Annotated in this window: 17 protein-coding genes and 1 pseudogene; 8 read left to right on the plus strand and 10 right to left on the minus strand. The window is 64.9% G+C overall.

Annotation, left to right across the window (positions count from 1 at the left end; translation table 11 throughout):
- Positions 1 to 24: 24 nt before the first annotated feature.
- The gene (locus V6657_RS00580; protein ID WP_053166354.1) at positions 25 to 726 is read left to right on the plus strand and encodes a GntR family transcriptional regulator; all 702 of its coding nucleotides are present in this window, start codon (positions 25 to 27) and stop codon (positions 724 to 726) included.
- Positions 727 to 745: 19 nt separating this feature from the next.
- On the opposite strand, the gene V6657_RS00585 is transcribed toward V6657_RS00580, so the two are convergent.
- The 7 genes from V6657_RS00585 to V6657_RS00615 all read right to left on the minus strand — a co-directional run bounded on the left by V6657_RS00585 (position 746) and on the right by V6657_RS00615 (position 6904).
- Complete coding sequence (locus V6657_RS00585; protein ID WP_048933224.1) at positions 746 to 1453, minus strand: YoaK family protein; 708 nt, start codon at positions 1451 to 1453, stop codon at positions 746 to 748.
- Positions 1443 to 3281: an amidohydrolase gene (locus V6657_RS00590; protein WP_048933225.1), complete on the minus strand. Its 1839-nt coding sequence runs from the start codon at positions 3279 to 3281 to the stop codon at positions 1443 to 1445. The genes V6657_RS00585 and V6657_RS00590 overlap by 11 nt, the downstream gene beginning before the upstream one ends.
- 10 nt (positions 3282 to 3291) lie before the next feature.
- A complete protein-coding gene (locus V6657_RS00595) occupies positions 3292 to 3711 on the minus strand; it encodes a DoxX family protein (protein ID WP_048933226.1) in 420 nt (139 codons plus the stop codon).
- A gap of 19 nt (positions 3712 to 3730) precedes the next feature.
- Positions 3731 to 4018: a XapX domain-containing protein gene (locus V6657_RS00600; protein WP_048933227.1), complete on the minus strand. Its 288-nt coding sequence runs from the start codon at positions 4016 to 4018 to the stop codon at positions 3731 to 3733.
- Between the two features lie 74 nt (positions 4019 to 4092).
- Positions 4093 to 4914, minus strand: a complete 822-nt coding sequence (locus tag V6657_RS00605; RefSeq protein ID WP_048933228.1) for an alpha/beta hydrolase — start codon at positions 4912 to 4914, stop codon at positions 4093 to 4095.
- 108 nt (positions 4915 to 5022) lie between these two features.
- Positions 5023 to 5709, minus strand: coding sequence for a hydrolase (locus tag V6657_RS00610; RefSeq protein WP_048933229.1), 687 nt, complete (start codon positions 5707 to 5709; stop codon positions 5023 to 5025).
- 262 nt (positions 5710 to 5971) lie between these two features.
- Positions 5972 to 6904: a LysR family transcriptional regulator gene (locus tag V6657_RS00615; RefSeq protein ID WP_048933230.1), complete on the minus strand. Its 933-nt coding sequence runs from the start codon at positions 6902 to 6904 to the stop codon at positions 5972 to 5974.
- A gap of 175 nt (positions 6905 to 7079) precedes the next feature.
- On the opposite strand from V6657_RS00615, the gene V6657_RS00620 reads away from it, so the two are divergent.
- The 3 genes from V6657_RS00620 to V6657_RS00630 all read left to right on the plus strand — a co-directional run bounded on the left by V6657_RS00620 (position 7080) and on the right by V6657_RS00630 (position 9373).
- Positions 7080 to 7934 (plus strand): 3-hydroxybutyryl-CoA dehydrogenase, encoded by an 855-nt coding sequence (locus tag V6657_RS00620; RefSeq protein WP_048933231.1) that lies wholly within the window; start codon positions 7080 to 7082, stop codon positions 7932 to 7934.
- A gap of 22 nt (positions 7935 to 7956) precedes the next feature.
- On the plus strand, positions 7957 to 8385 hold the full coding sequence (locus V6657_RS00625) for an acyl-CoA thioesterase (protein WP_048933232.1): 429 nt from the start codon (positions 7957 to 7959) through the stop codon (positions 8383 to 8385).
- A gap of 130 nt (positions 8386 to 8515) precedes the next feature.
- Positions 8516 to 9373, plus strand: coding sequence for a PhzF family phenazine biosynthesis protein (locus V6657_RS00630; RefSeq protein WP_048933233.1), 858 nt, complete (start codon positions 8516 to 8518; stop codon positions 9371 to 9373).
- 4 nt (positions 9374 to 9377) lie between these two features.
- Here V6657_RS00630 and V6657_RS00635 read toward each other — a convergent pair whose 3' ends face one another.
- A complete protein-coding gene (locus V6657_RS00635) occupies positions 9378 to 9917 on the minus strand; it encodes a GNAT family N-acetyltransferase (protein ID WP_048933234.1) in 540 nt (179 codons plus the stop codon).
- The gene (locus tag V6657_RS00640; RefSeq protein WP_048933235.1) at positions 9914 to 10501 is read right to left on the minus strand and encodes an XRE family transcriptional regulator; all 588 of its coding nucleotides are present in this window, start codon (positions 10499 to 10501) and stop codon (positions 9914 to 9916) included. Before V6657_RS00640 ends, V6657_RS00635 begins: the two co-directional genes overlap by 4 nt.
- 167 nt (positions 10502 to 10668) lie before the next feature.
- On the opposite strand from V6657_RS00640, the gene V6657_RS00645 reads away from it, so the two are divergent.
- The 4 genes and pseudogenes from V6657_RS00645 to V6657_RS00660 all read left to right on the plus strand — a co-directional run.
- A complete protein-coding gene (locus V6657_RS00645; protein ID WP_048933236.1) occupies positions 10669 to 11052 on the plus strand; it encodes a BlaI/MecI/CopY family transcriptional regulator in 384 nt (127 codons plus the stop codon).
- A complete protein-coding gene (locus tag V6657_RS00650) occupies positions 11049 to 12815 on the plus strand; it encodes a M56 family metallopeptidase (protein ID WP_053166356.1) in 1767 nt (588 codons plus the stop codon). Before V6657_RS00645 ends, V6657_RS00650 begins: the two co-directional genes overlap by 4 nt.
- 192 nt (positions 12816 to 13007) lie before the next feature.
- Positions 13008 to 13829 (plus strand): class D beta-lactamase, encoded by an 822-nt coding sequence (blaOXA, locus tag V6657_RS00655; protein ID WP_048933237.1) that lies wholly within the window; start codon positions 13008 to 13010, stop codon positions 13827 to 13829.
- Positions 13830 to 13836: 7 nt separating this feature from the next.
- Positions 13837 to 14937, plus strand: a pseudogene (locus tag V6657_RS00660) (acyltransferase); the annotation flags it as partial.
- An 86-nt stretch (positions 14938 to 15023) separates the two neighbouring features.
- On the opposite strand, the gene V6657_RS00665 reads toward V6657_RS00660, so the two are convergent.
- Complete coding sequence (locus V6657_RS00665; protein WP_048933239.1) at positions 15024 to 15926, minus strand: LysR substrate-binding domain-containing protein; 903 nt, start codon at positions 15924 to 15926, stop codon at positions 15024 to 15026.
- Positions 15927 to 15981: the final 55 nt, after the last annotated feature.

Consider the following 15981-nt stretch of genomic DNA (forward strand, 5'->3'; position numbering starts at 1 on the left):
TAGAATGACGAGATGCCCGAGCCCATGACCTCCACCCCCCGCCGCAACAACGCCGAAGTCGACGCCCGCATTTCCGATGCGGTGTACGACGCCATCCTTGAACAGAAGCTGCCGCCGGGCACCCGCCTGGTCGAGGCGCAACTCTGCAAGGCCTTCGGTATCACGCGGGGGACATTGCGCCGGGTGCTGGTGAAGCTGGCGCATGAAGGGGTGGTCGAGCTGCAGCCCAACCGCGGCGCGACGATTGCCGTGCACGACGCCACGGAAGCGCGGCAGGTCTTTGGTGCGCGGCTGATTCTGGAAACCGGCTCGGTACGTGAACTGGCACAGCACGCGACTGCGCAGCAATTAGCCGAGTTGCGCACGCTGGCGGCTGCCGAACATGCCACCCGCGAATCCGGCAATTGGCGGGACTGGATTCGCCTCTCGGGTGATTTCCACATCCAGCTGGCCGAGGCCAACGGCAACCCCATCATCACGTCGATGCTGCGCACGCTGGTGGCGCGCACCTCGCTGCTGATTGGTCTTTATGAATCTCCGGCGCGCCCCAGTTGCGGCCATGACGAACACCTGGCCATTCTGGATGCGGTGGAGCGCCGCGATGGCGAGCGCGCCGCCCGGCTGATGGGCGAGCACCTTGGGGAGTACATCGCCGCGCTGGAGATTGAGCCGCGCCAAGTGGAGGCGATCGATTTCTCCAAGCTGTTCCACCGCGTCAAGGTCTGACAGGCGGCAGGGCGATGGCCTAGCGCTGCATGAGTGCCAGCGCCAGCAAAATCAACACCGGTGGCAGCACACACCAGAACGACAAGAAAGAAAACGCCAGCGCCCCCAACACCGCGCCAATGGCGAACCCGCACAGCGGCGGCACCATCTTCCGCAACCGCGTGCGCGCCGCTTCCTTCTGCGTACTTCCTGGCGACAGCAGTTCCACCACATCGATCACGATCTGCGTGGTGTTGCCCGTCATGATGGTCGTGGGCGCGTGTTCCGACAGCACAATGCGCGCCTTGGCGTTCTGCACGCCCATGGCCGCCACGCCGATCAGCCCGACGACAATCGTGGCCGGTGCATCGGCCGATTGAATCGGCAGCGCTAGCAACCCCGCCACCATGAATGCCAGCAGCAGCGCTGCCTGGGCTAGCAGCAGCGGCCGCAGCGGTGCCACGCCGCGCCGCGTGAGCGCCGCCACCGCCAACTTGGTTGCGGCCACGGCCAGCACGAACATTGGCAGCGCCAGCAGCTTGGCGAGCACGCCTTGTCCGGTGCCGGCCAATTCCAGCCCGATCATCACGAAGTTGCCCGTGACGTGTGCGGTGAACAGCCCGAACAGCGCAGCGAAGCCCACCACATCCACATAACCCGCCACGAAGGCCAGCAGGCTGCCCTGCGCGATCAGGAAGCGTGCCGACGGCGACGCTGCCGCCGGCGTTGCTGCGATTTCAGAAGGCAAAGCATGAACACCCGAAGGCGCCCCAGAAACCGCGGAAATCGGTGGTCGGCACGTTGGCCGTGCGCGCTTTCTGATGCGCGTGGCCGTGTACCGTGCAAGTGCCCGCGCAGTGGTGCACTTGCTGCTGCAGCGGCGCCGCCGGTCGCCAGTGCCCGGGCACACGCGACACGGGCGACCACTCCGGCAGCACCGGAATCGGCGGCGGGCCGAACTCGGTGAACTCCGCCGCGCCGTAGACGATGCGCCCACCCACCACCGTCAGCACCGATTCGATGGTCTTGATGTCGGCCTCAGGCACGCTGAAGAAATCCGCCGACAGCGCCGCCAGATCGGCGAGCTGCCCGACTTTGATCTGCCCCTTGTTGCCCTGGTCTGCCGAGAACCACGCGCTGCCGTGCGTGTACAGCTCCAGCGCCACTTCACGCGGCAGCCCTTCCGGATACAGCGCCATGCCGCCGACGGTGCGCCCGCTCGCCAGCCAGTACAGCGACGTCCACGGGTTGTAGCTCGACACGCGCGTGGCATCCGTGCCGGCACCCACCGGCACGCCTTCGGCCAGCATGCGCTTGATGGGCGGTGTCTGTTCAGCAGCGGCTGCACCGTAGCGGTCGACAAAGTATTCGCCCTGGAAGGCCATGCGATCTTGAATGGCGATGCCGCCGCCGAGCGCGCGCACGCGCTCAATGTTCTTCGGCGAGATCGTCTCCGCATGGTCGAAGAACCATGGCAGGCCGTTGAATGGGATGTCGCGGTTCACGCGCTCGAACACGTCGAGCATGCGCGAGATGGATTCGTCGTACGTGGCGTGCAGACGGAACGGCCAGCGCTGCGCGACGAGGTGGCGCACCACGGTCTCCAACTCCTGCTCCATCGTCTCGGGCAGGTCGGGGCGCGGCTGCAGGAAGTCTTCGAAGTCGGCTGCGGAGAAGACCAGCATTTCGCCCGCACCGTTGTGGCGGAAGAAATCATCGCCCTGGCGGTACTGCACGCTACCGGTCCAGTTCTTGAAGTCGGCCAGTTCCTCTTTCGGCTTCTGCGTGAAGAGGTTGTAGGCGATGCGGATGGTGAGCTGGTTCTGCGCCGACAGCTCGCGAATGATTTCGTAGTCTTCCGGATAGTTCTGGAAGCCACCGCCTGCGTCGATGGCGCTGGTCACGCCCAGGCGGTTGAGTTCACGCATGAACTGGCGCGTGGAATTGACTTGGTACTCGGGCGGCAGCTTCGGCCCCTTGGCCAACGTGGAGTACAGGATCATCGCGTTAGGCTTGGCGATCAGCATGCCGGTGGGCTCGCCGGATGCATCGCGCTGGATCTCGCCGCCCGGCGGGTTCGGCGTGTCCTTGGTGTAGCCGACCTGGCGCAGCGCGGCGCGGTTGAGCAGTGCGCGGTCGTACAGGTGCAGCACGAACACGGGCGTGTCGGGCGCGGCCTGATTCAGCTCCTCCAATGTGGGCATGCGGCGCTCGGCAAACTGGAACTCCGTCCAGCCGCCCACCACGCGCACCCATTGCGGAGACGGCGTGCGCGCGGCCTGCTCCTTGAGCATGCGCATCGCGTCGGCCAGGGACGGCACGCCTTCCCAGCGCAGCTCCAGGTTGTAGTTCAGCCCACCCCGGATCAGGTGCAGGTGCGAATCGTTCAGGCCGGGGATGACGGTGCGCCCGCGCAGGTCGATCACCTGGGTCGTGGCGCCGCGCTGCGCCATCACCGTGGCATCGTCGCCCACGGCAATAAAGCGGCCATCGCGCACGGCAACGGCGCTGGCGGTGGGGCGTTCGCGGTCGACCGTGTGGATGCGGCCGTTGTGCAGGATGAGGTCGGCAGTCATGGTGTCGGTGTCAGTACTTGGGAAACAGCGAGAAACGTCCCGGCCCTGCAATCAGGACGGTGGTGAAGATGATCAGCAGCATCCAGCCGAACTGCCCGTCAGCGAGTGACCAGTCAGGATGCACCACCAGCATCGCCACCAGCAGCGTGGCAATGATGGGCAGGCACGCCAGGCGCGTCAGCACGCCCAGCGCAATCAGCAGCGGGCACACGGTCTCCGACAGGATCGCCAGCAACAGCGTGGGGGCGGCACCCAGGTGGAACGGGTCTTCGATGCGCGTGAGTTCTTGGCTGTAGTGCAGCACCTTGGGCAGGCCGTGCACGGCAATCAGCAGTGCGCTGCCGGTGACGCGCAGGAACAGCAAGCCAGCATGCAGCGTGGTGTCGGCTGGTACTGCGGCGTTGGTCGAATCGAGCGAAAGGCGTGTCATGGCTATCGCCTCTGTCCAGTTACGTTGGATTGGGCGGTGTGCGATCCGCCGCCACCGCCACATCGGCGTCCGGTGCCATGGGCGGAGCCCCCGTGATCTTGGGTACGCACTCCTGGCGGAACCATGCCATTGTGATCGGCTCCCCCGCCAGCAGGCGCTGCGCGGTCGGCACGATCTGCTCGCCGATCAGCATGCCGAGCAGCCCGACCAGCGCAATCGCAGGCGGCGCAGGCGAGCGTACGTGCAGCAACGCATAGATGACGCCGACCAGCATGCCGACGCCAATCGAGATGAGATAGGGCTTCATGAGGCCTCCAGTCGGGCGGTTGTCGGAGTCGTCGGGGGCCGGTGCACGCGCGCTGGCGCACCGGCTCACCCAGTTTAGGACGACAGGAACGCCAGCAGATCCGCGTTGACCTTGTCCGCCTCGGTCACACACATGCCGTGCGAGCCGCCCGGGTAGACCTTCAGCGTGCCGTGCTTCACAAGCTCCACGCCCAGCTTGGCCGAATCGTCGATCGGCACGATCTGGTCATCGTCGCCGTGCAGGAACAATACGGGCACGTCGATCTTCTTCAGGTCTTCGGTGTAGTCGACCTCCGAAAACTCCTTGATGCACAGGTACTGGCCGTGGATGCCGCCAGTCATGCCCTGCGCCCAGAAGGCGTCGATCGTGCCTTGCGAAACCTTCGCGCCCGGCCGGTTGAAGCCGAAGAACGGCGTGGCGAGATCGCGATAGAACTGCGAGCGGTTGTCCGCCACGCCCTTGCGGATGCCGTCGAATACCTCCATCGGCAAGCCCTTCGGGTTGGATGCCGTCTTGAGCATGATGGGCGGCACGGCACCGATCAGCACGGCGCGCGCGACGCGCTTGGTGCCGTGTCGGCCGATGTAGTGCGCGACTTCGCCGCCGCCGGTGGAGTGGCCGACCAGCGTGGCACCCTGGATGTCGAGGGCGTTGAGCAGGGCTGCCAGATCGTCGGCGTAGGTATCCATGTTGTTGCCTTGCGACGGCTGGTCGGAGCGGCCGTGGCCACGCCGGTCATGCGCAATGACGCGAAAGCCCTTCTGCACGAGGAACAGCATCTGCGCGTCCCAGGCGTCGGCGTTGAGCGGCCAGCCATGAGAGAAGACGACCGGCTTACCGGTGCCCCAATCCTTGTAGAAGATGCGCGTACCGTCTTGAGTCGTGATCGTTTGCATGATGGGAATGGAGGTGTGCGTGATGGCGAATCGGGCGGCGCGTGCGACAGCAGCGTTGCTGCACAGGCGTCGCCCGAGGGCAGGGATGTGGCTTGGGTGACAGCGCGATCAGCGGGCAGGCACCGCCGCCAGTGCCTCATGCGGCGTGGCGGTGCGCTGCGGTGCCTTGTGCACCATCGTGTAGGCGTAGTCCACGCCCATGCCGTAGGCGCCGGAGTGTTCCTTCACCAGCTTCATCACGGCGTCATACGTATCGCGGTGTGCCCAGTCACGCTGCCATTCCAGCAGCACCTGTTGCCACGTCACGGGCACCACGCCGGCCTGCACCATGCGCTGCATGGCGTAGTCGTGCGCTTCCTTGGAGGTGCCGCCCGAGGCGTCGGCCACCATGTAGATCTCGTAGTCGGCATCGTGCATGGCCGACAGCGCGAAGGTGCAGTTGCACACCTCCGTCCACAGGCCAGCGACGACCACCTTCTTGCGGTTGTTCTTGGCCAGCGCGTCGCGCACCTTCTGGTCATCCCACGAGTTCATCGAGGTGCGTTCGAGCAGTTCCTTGCCCGGGAATACGTCGAGCAGCTCAGGGTAGGTGTAGCCGGAGAAGCTCTCGCTCTCGACGGTGGTGATGGTGGTGGGGATGTTGAAGATCTTCGCCGCCTTGGCAAGGCCGACGGTGTTGTTCTTCAGCGTTTGTCGATCCATCGATTGCACGCCGAAGGCCATTTGCGGCTGATGGTCGATGAAGATCAGTTGACAGTTCTGCGGGGTGAGGACTTCCAGCTTGGGGTTCGTCATGGCCGTATCCCTTGGGGGCGTGATGCAAATGAGAGAGTGCCGCCGTGTGGTTGTCGCATGGGTGTCATGCGGGTGCTGTGCGGGTGCCGTGCGGAACCCACGGCAATCAGCGGCCCATCCATCATAGGAAGTTGCGCCCCGTACACAACGTCAGAAATGGCGAGTGCAGTTTTTGCGATTGACGAACAATCCGTGCTGCTTCGCGAAATATTGCGCGACTAACCTGCACCCGCGCCGGCCGCTGGAACCGGCTCGCCCGCCGCTAGCGGACCCAGCCGCGCTCAAGCAGGGGCACGTCCCAGGCCAGTTCTCCTGCGTGATGGTTGGCCAGGCAGTCGATCAGCGCACACACCTTGACGGCTTGTCGCTGCGTTGCGGGATAAACCGCAGAAAAATGCAGCGGGGCGAGGTCGTACTCGGCCAGCACCGGTACAAGCCGGCCCGCGATCAGGTCGTCACTCACCACCAGCGTGGGCAGGCAGGCAATGCCGGCACTGGTGAGCGCATAGTCGCGCAGCAAGTGCACAGAGTTCGAGCGCACCTGCTCGGGCAGATCGAGTTCCGCCCGCACTTCACCGCCTTGCGTGAACGTCCAGCGTTTGCGGGTGGGGTAGCCGGAGTACAGCGCGAGTGAATGCTGCAGCAGATCCGCCGGTTGCTGCGGCAGGCCGTATTCCTCAACGTAGGCGGGCGTCGCGCAGAACACGCGCCGCAGCACGAACAGGCGCTTCTCGATCAGCGAATCATTGATGGGCGGGAAGATCTGGAAGGCCACGTCGAACCCCTCGGCAATCGGGTCGACCACGCTGTCGTCCACCACCACGTCGAGCTGGATGTCGGGGTACTGCGCGCCAAACCTGGCCAGCGGCGCGGCAAAGTGGCTCAGCGCATAACCGGGCAGCATGCGGATGCGCAGCTTGCCGGCGGGCGTGGCGCGCAGGCCGCGCATCTGGTCGGTCAGGTCCGTCAGCATGCAGACGGCTTCGGCGCATTGCTTGTAGTAGGTCTCGCCCACTTCCGAGAGCCGTACATGCCGCGTGCTGCGGTGGAACAGCGGCGCCTCGATAAAGCGCTCCAGTTGCTGCACGCGGTGGGTGACCACGGAGTTGGTCACGCCGAGTTGGCGTGCGGCTTCGGCAAAGCTGCGCGTTTCGGCCACGCGCACAAAGGCTTCGATACTGAGAAAGCGGTCCATTTCCAGCGTCCTGGCGCCTGGGCTCAAAAGGGTGGCGCGACGGCAGCCATCATACGGTGATCGGGTGGAATGTGATGTTCCCGCCGGCGGGCTTTTCTGCGCATCGCCGTGTCGTTTATCCTCTGCAACCTGTTGTATTCAAAACGCCAATTCCAATACCAAGCGAGGAGCAGTCATGGCAATTCAAGTCGTCGGCATCGTCGGTGCCGGAACAATGGGCAACGGCATTGCGCAAGCGTGCGCCGTGGTCGGGCTGGATGTGGTGATGGTGGACATCAGCGATGCCGCTGTGCAGAAGGGCATTGCGACCGTGGCCGGCAGCCTGGACCGCCTCATCAAGAAGGACAAGCTGACCGAAGCCGACAAGACGGCAGCGCTGGCACGCATCCAGGGCTCGACGTCGTACGACGATCTGAAGCGCGCCGACCTCGTCATCGAAGCCGCCACCGAGAATTTCGACCTGAAGGTGAAGATCCTCAAGCAGCTCGAAGCGGTGGCCGCACCGCACGCCATCGTCGCGTCGAACACGTCGTCGATCTCGATCACCAAGCTGGCTGCCGTGCTGCAGGATGCCAGCCGCTTCATCGGCATGCACTTCTTCAATCCGGTGCCGATGATGGCGCTGGTGGAAGTCATCCGCGGTCTGCAGACGAGCGATGCCACGCACGCCGACGTCGAGGCGCTGGCCAAGCAACTCGGCAAGACGCCGATCACGGTCAAGAACAGCCCGGGTTTTGTGGTCAATCGCATCCTGTGCCCGATGATCAACGAGGCGTTCTGCGTGCTGGGCGAGGGCCTGGCGAGCCCGGAAGAGATTGACGAGGGCATGAAGCTTGGCTGCAACCACCCGATCGGGCCGCTGGCTCTGGCCGACATGATCGGCCTGGACACCATGCTGGCTGTAATGGAAGTGCTGTACACCGAGTTTGCCGATCCGAAATACCGCCCGGCCATGCTGATGCGCGAAATGGTGGCGGCAGGCTACCTGGGGCGGAAGACCGGTCGCGGCGTGTACGACTACCGCAAGTAAGCGCCTGCACCCGGAGCTGTCCATGTCGATCTATACGTACCAAGTGCTGTGGGCCGATCTGGACGGCAACCAGCATTTGAAGAACACGCGCTATCTGGACTATGCGGCGCACACGCGCTTTCGGTTTCTGACTGAGCACGGGTTTGGGCCGAAAGCCTTTGCACAGCACAAGCTCGGGCCGGTGGTGTTTGAAGACCGCGTTGCCTATCGCAAGGAACTGCGATTGATGGACACCTTTACCGTGAGCGTGGAGACGGCGGGCCGCAACGAGCGCGGCTCGCGGTTCATCATGGTCAACCGCATCCGCGATGAAGCGGGCGAGTTGTGCGCGGAGATCACCAGCATGTGCGCGTGGTTTGACCTTGCCGAACGCAAGGTCGCCGCGCCACCACCAGCGCTGTTTGCTGTGATGGAAGGCACGCCCCGTACGGACGACTACCGGCTGCTGTAACGGCTGCCCGCCAACTGTCAGGCGGGATTCGCGCAAACTGTCCGCAAGTGTGCATGGAGGCGGTGTGGCGGTGCGTTGATGATGACGCATCGCCACACCGTTTTTTCATTCCCACACACCGGACGCCACCATGTCGCGCTACGCCTTCCGCCTGCTCAACGTCTTTGCTGAATCCACCTTTGGCGGCAACCAGCTCGCCGTCTTTGAAGACGGGCGCGGCCTGGACGACGCCACCATGCAGGCCATCGGACGCCAGTTCAACCTGTCCGAGATCACCTTCATCTTTCCCGATGACACAGAGGGCGCCACGGCGCGCTTCCGCATCTTCACGCCGGACTACGAGATGCCGTTTGCCGGGCATCCGTCGCTGGGCACCGCGCAGGTGGTGCGTGAGCTGTACGGCCCCGGCAATGAGCTGACGCTGCGCTGCAAGTCGGGCATCGTCTCGCTGACGGCGCAGGACGAGGGGTGGTCTCTGGTGCCGCCGCGCTCGGGGGCGCTGAATACGCGGGAGGAAGATCCGGCCATCGCCAAGATGCTGGGGTTGGATGCCGACGCGCTGGCGGGCACGCCGCTCTGGGTCGATGCCGGTATTGAGCAGTTGATGGTGCCGGTCAAGACGCGTGCCGATGTGGAGCGCGCCCGCCCAGACCCCGCCGCCTTCGATGCGTGGCCGCGCAGCCGCAATGATGGGCGCAATGCCTACGTGTTCACCATGCCCAAGCCGGGCAGCGATGACCCGGTGGTGTCGCGCTTCTTCTTCGAATACGGCACCGGTCTGTGGGAAGACCCGGGCACCGGTTCGGCATGCGCCAACCTGGGCGGCTGGCTGCGTGCGACCGGCCACACGCTGCCGGCAAGCTATCGCATCGAGCAGGGTGCTGCGGTGGGGCGGCCGTGTCACCTGACGCTGCAAGTCGATGCCGACGGCACCATCCACGTGGGTGGCCGCGTGATCGAGGTCGGCCGCGGCACGCTGACGATCTGACGGGTTAAGCGGCGGCGTTCAATTCCTTGCAGAAGAACGTCGTCCCGCAAGGCGCGCCGTCGGGCATCAAGGCATAGTTGGGCACCACGCCCACGCGCTGCCAGCCGGCGCGTGTGTACAGCCGCTCGGCATCGCCGCCGGTCACGGTGTCGAGCACCAGCACCGTCTTGCCCTCGGCGCGTGCGATGTCGTCCAGCGCCGCCATCAATTGCTGCGCAATGCCCCGCCGACGCGCGCGGCGGTGCACGAGCATCTTCGCCACGTCTGCGCGGTGCGGCTGGTTTTCAGGCTGCGCCAGAACCAACTGCACGGTGCCGAGCACGGCGCCGTCCGCATCTTCCGCGATCAGCAACGCGCGCTCGTTACGAGCGACCCCTTCGGCCACGTTGCGCCAGAACGCCTGCGCCTTGTCATGCGACAACGGCCACATAAAGCTGACCGACGCACCACCCGCCACGCAATCGACCAACACATCGGCCAGCGCATTGACGCAGGCGCTTGCCTCATTGGCGCCCACGCGGCGCACGATCACGGTGTCGGTCATTTGGTTCTCCAGCCAACCGAGGCGACGGTGGTGAGTGCCACCAGATAGCGCGCCGGCCGTTGCGTCGGGTTGTGAAAGACGATTGGGCGGTCCAGCTGCATCGCCAGGCAATCGCCCGCGGCGAGGCGCCAGTGCACGTCGCCGACGGTCATCTCCATCGTGCCTTCGACGATCCACACCTGTTGGTAGACCTCGGCATCGCGCACGCCAGTGTCATAGGCCACGCGCTGGCCGGGCGGAAAGTGCACCTCCACCAACTGGATGGGCGAACGCGCGGCCGGTGAGAGGTTGCGGCGTACGTAGCCCGAGCCCGGGTCGGTCCATTCGGGCTGGTCGGCCGCGCGTGCCACGGGCGAAGGTTCGGCGGCCGGCGCCGCGCCTTCTTCGAACAGCGAGGCGAGCGTCACGCCCAGCGCAGAACTGAGCCGGTCGAGCACGGCGGCCGTCGGGCTGCTCTGGCCGCGCTCGATCAGGGAGATGGCTGAGCGGCTGACCTGGCTGCGTTCGGCCAGGGCGTCGAGCGAGAGGCCCTGCGCGTCGCGCAGTTCGCGCAGGCGGTGGGCGATGCGGTGGTGGATATCCATGAGAGTCAGTTTAATGGAAATTTTCATCCAGTAAACTGGAATTTAAAGGGGCGATTGCTATGCGGTTTTGCGCGAGACGTCGTGCGGGAAGTAGACAGGATTTTCTAGACAAGTTTTTCTAGAAAAGTTAGTCTACATGCCGATCGCTACAGAACCGACGCATCGCCATGACCAAGACCTCGCCTCGCATCAAGCCCACCACTGCTGAGTTGAACCTCCTGCGTGTGCTGTGGCAACTGGGGCCGGGCACGGTCAAGCAGGTCCATCAGGCGGTGCAGGTCGAGAAGCCGGAGACGACCTACGCTGCGGTGCTGCGCCAGTTGCAGATCATGCATGCCAAGGGGATGCTGGTACGCGACGAGCGTGAGCGTTCGCACGTGTATGCGCCGGCGCAGCGCCAGAACGTTCTGCAGAGCGGTCTGCTGAACGAGTTCATCAACAAGGCGTTTGCGGGCTCCGGCAAGGCGCTGGTTCTTGCGGCGTTGCGCGGGCATGTCACCAAGGAAGAGCGCGCCGAGATCGAGGCGTTGCTGCGCGAGGAAGACCTGTGAGCACAACGCTTGCCATCCTGGTTCCGGCAGTGGGCTGGGCGCTGCTGCACTTCCTCTGGAAGGGCACACTGCTCAGTCTTGCCGCCGCGCTGTTCCTGCGGTTGACGCGCGGCGGTCGTCCGCAGGTCCGGTACATCGTGCTGTGCATGGCGTTGGCGCTGTGCGTGGTGGTTCCGCTCGTCGACGGCTATCGCGAGTTCGCGGCAATGGCCGCCATCAACCCGGTGCCAGCGTTGCCCGTCTGGATACAGCACACCGTAGCGCCCGCCTTCTCGCAAGAGCCCATGCTGTGGGTGGTGATGGCCTGGCTGTGCGGCGTCGGCCTGATGATGGTGCGTGTGATCGTGGGCCTGGCCTGGGTGCATCGGCTCGCGCATGCGTCGCATGCCTGCGCCAACGATGCGTGGCAGGCCTGTGTGTCTGCACTTGCGCAACGCTGCGGAATCCGTCGCCCGGTCCGGCTTCGGGTAGTGCCAAACCTGCCCAGTCCGGCCGCTGCCGGTTGGTGGCGCCCCGTCGTACTGGTGCCGGCCTCACTGTTGACGCAGATGCCGCCGGACCTGATCGAAGCGCTGCTGGCGCACGAGGTCGCACACATCCGCCGTTTCGACTATCTCGTCAATCTCATGCAGCGGGCGATCGAGGCGTTGCTCTTCTATCACCCGGGCGTGTGGTGGCTGTCCGGCCGCATCCGTGTGGAGCGGGAGCTGATTGCGGATGCGCTGGCGGCGAGCCTGACCGGCAACCCGCGGCATCTGGCGCTGGCACTCAATCAACTGAGTCAGCAGCAGGGCGTGGAGGCGGCCCCGGCGGGCGCGGCACTGTGGGCGCATGGCGGCGCGCTGTCGGAGCGCATCCGCCGGCTCGTCAGGCCGCAGCGGCACGCCGGATGGACTTCGGTTGGCTTGACCGCGGCGCTGGGCACTGCACTGGTGGTGTCGGCGGTCATCGTGCCGCAGTACTTTGGCGCCGCCTTTGCCCGCGAGGCGTTGTCGGTGTCGGATGATGCGCAGCGCATGCTCGTCCACGCTTCGGCCATCGGCAAGGTCGAGGCGCTTGTCGGCCTGATCCAATCCCAACATGTGTACGTGGTGGAAGACGGCAGCGGCAAGGTCTTGCTCCAGCGCGATGCAGACAGTGTTGTCCCGATTGCATCGTTGACCAAGCTGATGACCGCCATGGTGGTGCTGGATGCGCGGCCCGAGTTGGATCGCGTGGTGCAGATCGCCCCGGCCGATGCGGGCACGCCGGCGTTGCGTCGCGCGGGGGTGCCTGTCGGGACGAACCTGCCGCTGCGCGACGTCATGCAGCTTGCCCTGATGTCATCGGACAACCGGGCCGCCTTTGCCCTGGCGCGAACCTACCCCGGAGGCTTGCCTGCGTTCGAGCGGGCATTGCAGGCAAAGATCGCCGCACTGGGGCTGACGCATACCGCGTTGAATGAACCGACGGGCCTGTCGGCGCACAACCGGTCAACGGCCAGCGACATTGCCATCATCGCCAAGGCAGCGGCGGACTATCCGGAGATCCGCCGCGATACCACCGACGCGAGCGAGACCCTCCAGATCAACGGCCAGCCGGTGGAGTACCGCAACACCAATCCGCTGGTCGGCGCGCGCGGCTGGGACATCCAGCTCTCCAAGACCGGCTTTACCGAGGACGCCGGCCGCTGCCTGATCATGCAGATCCGGTCTGCGGGCACCAGCATCACGATGGTCCTGCTCAATGGGCACCGGGCTGTGACCGTTCCGACCATGTCCTGATCTGCATCCTGCGCGCCACGGCACCCGCCTGAGTGGCCGGTGTCCGTCGCCTTGTTCCCGTGTTTTGTTTTCCTGTCTGGCCGATTGCGTTCGGCCGGGTGGGGAGGCGTTCGTCTGAAGTTTTAACCTGCAACCCCGCCTCATCCTTGCCGAATCGGCAACCGGATCGGGGCACTCTCAAGAGAGAGACGTATGAAACGCTGGTGTATCGCGGCGGCCGTCCTGGCCGTCAACCTGGTGAGCCCGACGGCGCATGCCCGAACCCTCTGCACCGTTATTGCGGATGCGGCATCGGGCAATGTGTTGATGCAAGAGGGCGATTGCGCCACGCGCGTGACGCCGGCCTCCACCTTCAAGATCGCGCTCAGCCTGATGGGGTTCGATGCCGGCATTCTCAAGGATGAACATACGCCCACGCTGGCCTACCGTGACGGCGATGTCGCGTGGGGTGGTGATGCGTGGCAGCAGCCCACGGACCCCGCGCGGTGGATCCAGTACTCGGTGGTCTGGTTCTCGCAGCGGGTGGCGCAGTCGCTGGGCGACACCCGCTTCCAGCATTACGCCGACGTGTTCGACTACGGGAACCGAGACGTCTCCGGCGAGCCGGGCAAGCACAACGGTAACGCCGGTGCGTGGATCAACTCGTCGCTGCAGATCTCGCCGCTGGAGCAGGTGGCCTTCCTGCGCAAGGTGGCCAACCGCACGCTCCCGGTGAGCGCTAACGCCCTGGACATGACCTGGCGCGTGACGGAAATCGCCACGCGCCCGGATGGATGGGCAATTCACGGCAAGACGGGCACGGGCTCTCCGGGTGCGCCGATCACGCATGAGGGCGACTACGACCGCGCGCGCGCTTACGGCTGGTTTGTCGGCTGGGCAACGAAGGGGCCGCGCACGCTGGTGTTCGCACGCTTGACCCAGGACGCACAAATGCAGCCGACGCCCGCCGGCATGCGTACGCGCGATGCGCTGCTGAGCGAGTTGCCATCGCTGGCCGATGGCGTGACGCGATAGGACAACCATGCCCACCGATATGCGCAACAGGCGGATCGACGTGATCCGTGGGGTCGCCATCCTGCTCGTCCTGTTTCATCACTTCAACATCGCCTACCGCCTGAGCGATACGTCGCTTGCTGCCGTGCTCGGGCCGGAACTGGTGCAGGCCCTGGCCCGCAACGGCAACTATGGGGTGACCCTGTTCTTCGTGGTCTCGGGTTACCTGATCACCTCGAATGCCCTGCGCCGTTGGGGGCAACTGGGGCGCATCGACACGTGGGCGTTCTACGGACTGCGCATCGCGCGCATCGTGCCGTGTCTGCTGTTGCTGCTCGCCATCGTCAACGTGTTCGCGCTGTGTGGTGTGGCGATCTTCCAGAACCACATCACAACGGGCGAGCCCGTTCCGCTATGGCACGTCAATCTGGCGAGCCTGACCTTCACTATGAACGTGCTGATTGCGCGGGTCGGATGGGTCAACTATCCGTTGGGCGTCTTGTGGTCGCTCTCAGTGGAAGAGGTGTTCTACCTCACGTTCCCGTTGCTGTGTCTCGTGCTTCGGCGTGAGTCGCTGCTCTGCCTGTTCTGGGCGGCGATCATTGCGGTCGGCCCGCTGTACCGGCTGACCCACCAGGGGGATGAGGCTGGATTTCTCTACGCGTACTTCGCCAGCTTTGACGGCATCGCCATCGGTTGCGGTGCTGCCGTTCTTTCCAGGCGGTTCGCCCTGGCCGGCATGACGACCTGGTTCGTACAAACCGCGGTCGTGGCCTTGATGACGTTTCTTTATCTGTGGTGGCCGATCGCACAGAGCAACGTCCTGGGTGTGACGGCGATGGCGCTTGGTACGGCGGTGCTGCTGTGGCCGGTGCAGCGTTCAGTGGCGAGTGGTGCGCAGCGCTTCAACCGCGTTGGTGCAGCGGTGGCATGGTGCGGCAAGAACAGCTACGAGCTGTACCTGTTTCACCTGATTCCGCTGGCGGTACTCAAAACAGGGTTCCCGCGCGCCACGGTTCTCGGTGACGAGAAACTCGTGCTGCTGGCGGCGTTCATGCTGTTCTCGTTCATGCTGGCGGCGGGCATTGCGCGGTACTACGCAGAGCCGCTTAACCGCGCGCTTCGGCAACGTATCGTGCGGCCACGGTCTGCACCGGCCACTACCGCCTGAGGGAAGGCGCTTCGCCTCGGCAACTGGGGCGAGTGCCGCCCGGGCTACGAGGGACTATGCACCTCGCCGGCGCGCTCGAACAGCCACGCGAGGAAGCTGTTGAGCGACCGGTCGTCCGCTGCATCCCGGTACAGGCAATGAAACGGCGGCCCTTCCAGCTTGACCTCCGGAAACAGCATGACCAGACGCCCGTGGTTGACGTCGTCCTGAATGACTGCCCGCGGGGCCAGGCAGATCCCCAGCCCGCTCATCGCGGCCTTCACCAGCAGGGCGAATTCGTCGTAGAACGGCCCGCGCAGGGTTTCGCCGATGGCGACTTCTGCCTGGTGAAACCAGTACTGCCAAGCCTGCGGCAAGCCCGCGTAGTGCAGCAGCGGTGCATGGCGCAAGTCAGACGGAGCGTGCACTGCCGCCAGCGCGGGATGATGCGGCGCACAGACCGGCACCGCTACGTTGCCCACCAGGGGCTTCGACACGAACCCCCGCCGTCGCAACTCCGGCGTGTAGCGGCGGATGACCACATCGCTCGACTCATCGATGCGCTCCACGTCTGTGTCAGGCGTGGACACCAGCTCAATTTCAATGCCTGGGTGCTGCACATGAAAGTGCGCCAGTTGCGGAAGCAGCCAGCCATGGGCGAACGATGACGAAGTATTGATCCGGATCTGGCGCCGGTCCGGTGCTTCGAACATCTGCTCGGTGGCCTCGGTCAGACGCCCGATGCAACTTGCGACATCCACCAAGTAGTGCCGCGCCCGCAAGGTCAGGCGCAGGGAGCGTCCATCGCGCTCGAAGAGCTTCTGTCCAAAGAATGTTTCCAGCACGCGGATCTGCTGGGCGACCGCGCTCTGCGTGACATTCAACTCTTCGGCGGCAAGGGTCAGGCTGTTCAGGCGCCCGGCAGCTTCAAAGCTGCGCAGGGCATTGAGAGGGGGGAGTCGGCGCATGGCGCAATGTCAAAGAACAGCTAAAGCGTCGTGGAAAAAAACTCGTTTGTGGCAA

Source organism: Ralstonia sp. RRA (assembly GCF_037023145.1).
Classification (GTDB): Bacteria; Pseudomonadota; Gammaproteobacteria; order Burkholderiales; family Burkholderiaceae; genus Ralstonia.

What these genes read in the sequence shown, in the direction of transcription:
- V6657_RS00580 (WP_053166354.1), top strand. Translation starts at nt 25, where the DNA reads ATGACCTCCACCCCCCGCCGCAACAACGCCGAAGTCGACGCCCGCATT.
- V6657_RS00590 (WP_048933225.1), bottom strand. Translation starts at nt 3,281, where the DNA reads ATGACTGCCGACCTCATCCTGCACAACGGCCGCATCCACACGGTCGAC.
- V6657_RS00595 (WP_048933226.1), bottom strand. Translation starts at nt 3,711, where the DNA reads ATGACACGCCTTTCGCTCGATTCGACCAACGCCGCAGTACCAGCCGAC.
- V6657_RS00600 (WP_048933227.1), bottom strand. Translation starts at nt 4,018, where the DNA reads ATGAAGCCCTATCTCATCTCGATTGGCGTCGGCATGCTGGTCGGCGTC.
- V6657_RS00605 (WP_048933228.1), bottom strand. Translation starts at nt 4,914, where the DNA reads ATGCAAACGATCACGACTCAAGACGGTACGCGCATCTTCTACAAGGAT.
- V6657_RS00610 (WP_048933229.1), bottom strand. Translation starts at nt 5,709, where the DNA reads ATGACGAACCCCAAGCTGGAAGTCCTCACCCCGCAGAACTGTCAACTG.
- V6657_RS00615 (WP_048933230.1), bottom strand. Translation starts at nt 6,904, where the DNA reads ATGGACCGCTTTCTCAGTATCGAAGCCTTTGTGCGCGTGGCCGAAACG.
- V6657_RS00620 (WP_048933231.1), top strand. Translation starts at nt 7,080, where the DNA reads ATGGCAATTCAAGTCGTCGGCATCGTCGGTGCCGGAACAATGGGCAAC.
- V6657_RS00625 (WP_048933232.1), top strand. Translation starts at nt 7,957, where the DNA reads ATGTCGATCTATACGTACCAAGTGCTGTGGGCCGATCTGGACGGCAAC.
- V6657_RS00630 (WP_048933233.1), top strand. Translation starts at nt 8,516, where the DNA reads ATGTCGCGCTACGCCTTCCGCCTGCTCAACGTCTTTGCTGAATCCACC.
- V6657_RS00635 (WP_048933234.1), bottom strand. Translation starts at nt 9,917, where the DNA reads ATGACCGACACCGTGATCGTGCGCCGCGTGGGCGCCAATGAGGCAAGC.
- V6657_RS00640 (WP_048933235.1), bottom strand. Translation starts at nt 10,501, where the DNA reads ATGGATATCCACCACCGCATCGCCCACCGCCTGCGCGAACTGCGCGAC.
- V6657_RS00645 (WP_048933236.1), top strand. Translation starts at nt 10,669, where the DNA reads ATGACCAAGACCTCGCCTCGCATCAAGCCCACCACTGCTGAGTTGAAC.
- blaOXA (WP_048933237.1), top strand. Translation starts at nt 13,008, where the DNA reads ATGAAACGCTGGTGTATCGCGGCGGCCGTCCTGGCCGTCAACCTGGTG.
- V6657_RS00665 (WP_048933239.1), bottom strand. Translation starts at nt 15,926, where the DNA reads ATGCGCCGACTCCCCCCTCTCAATGCCCTGCGCAGCTTTGAAGCTGCC.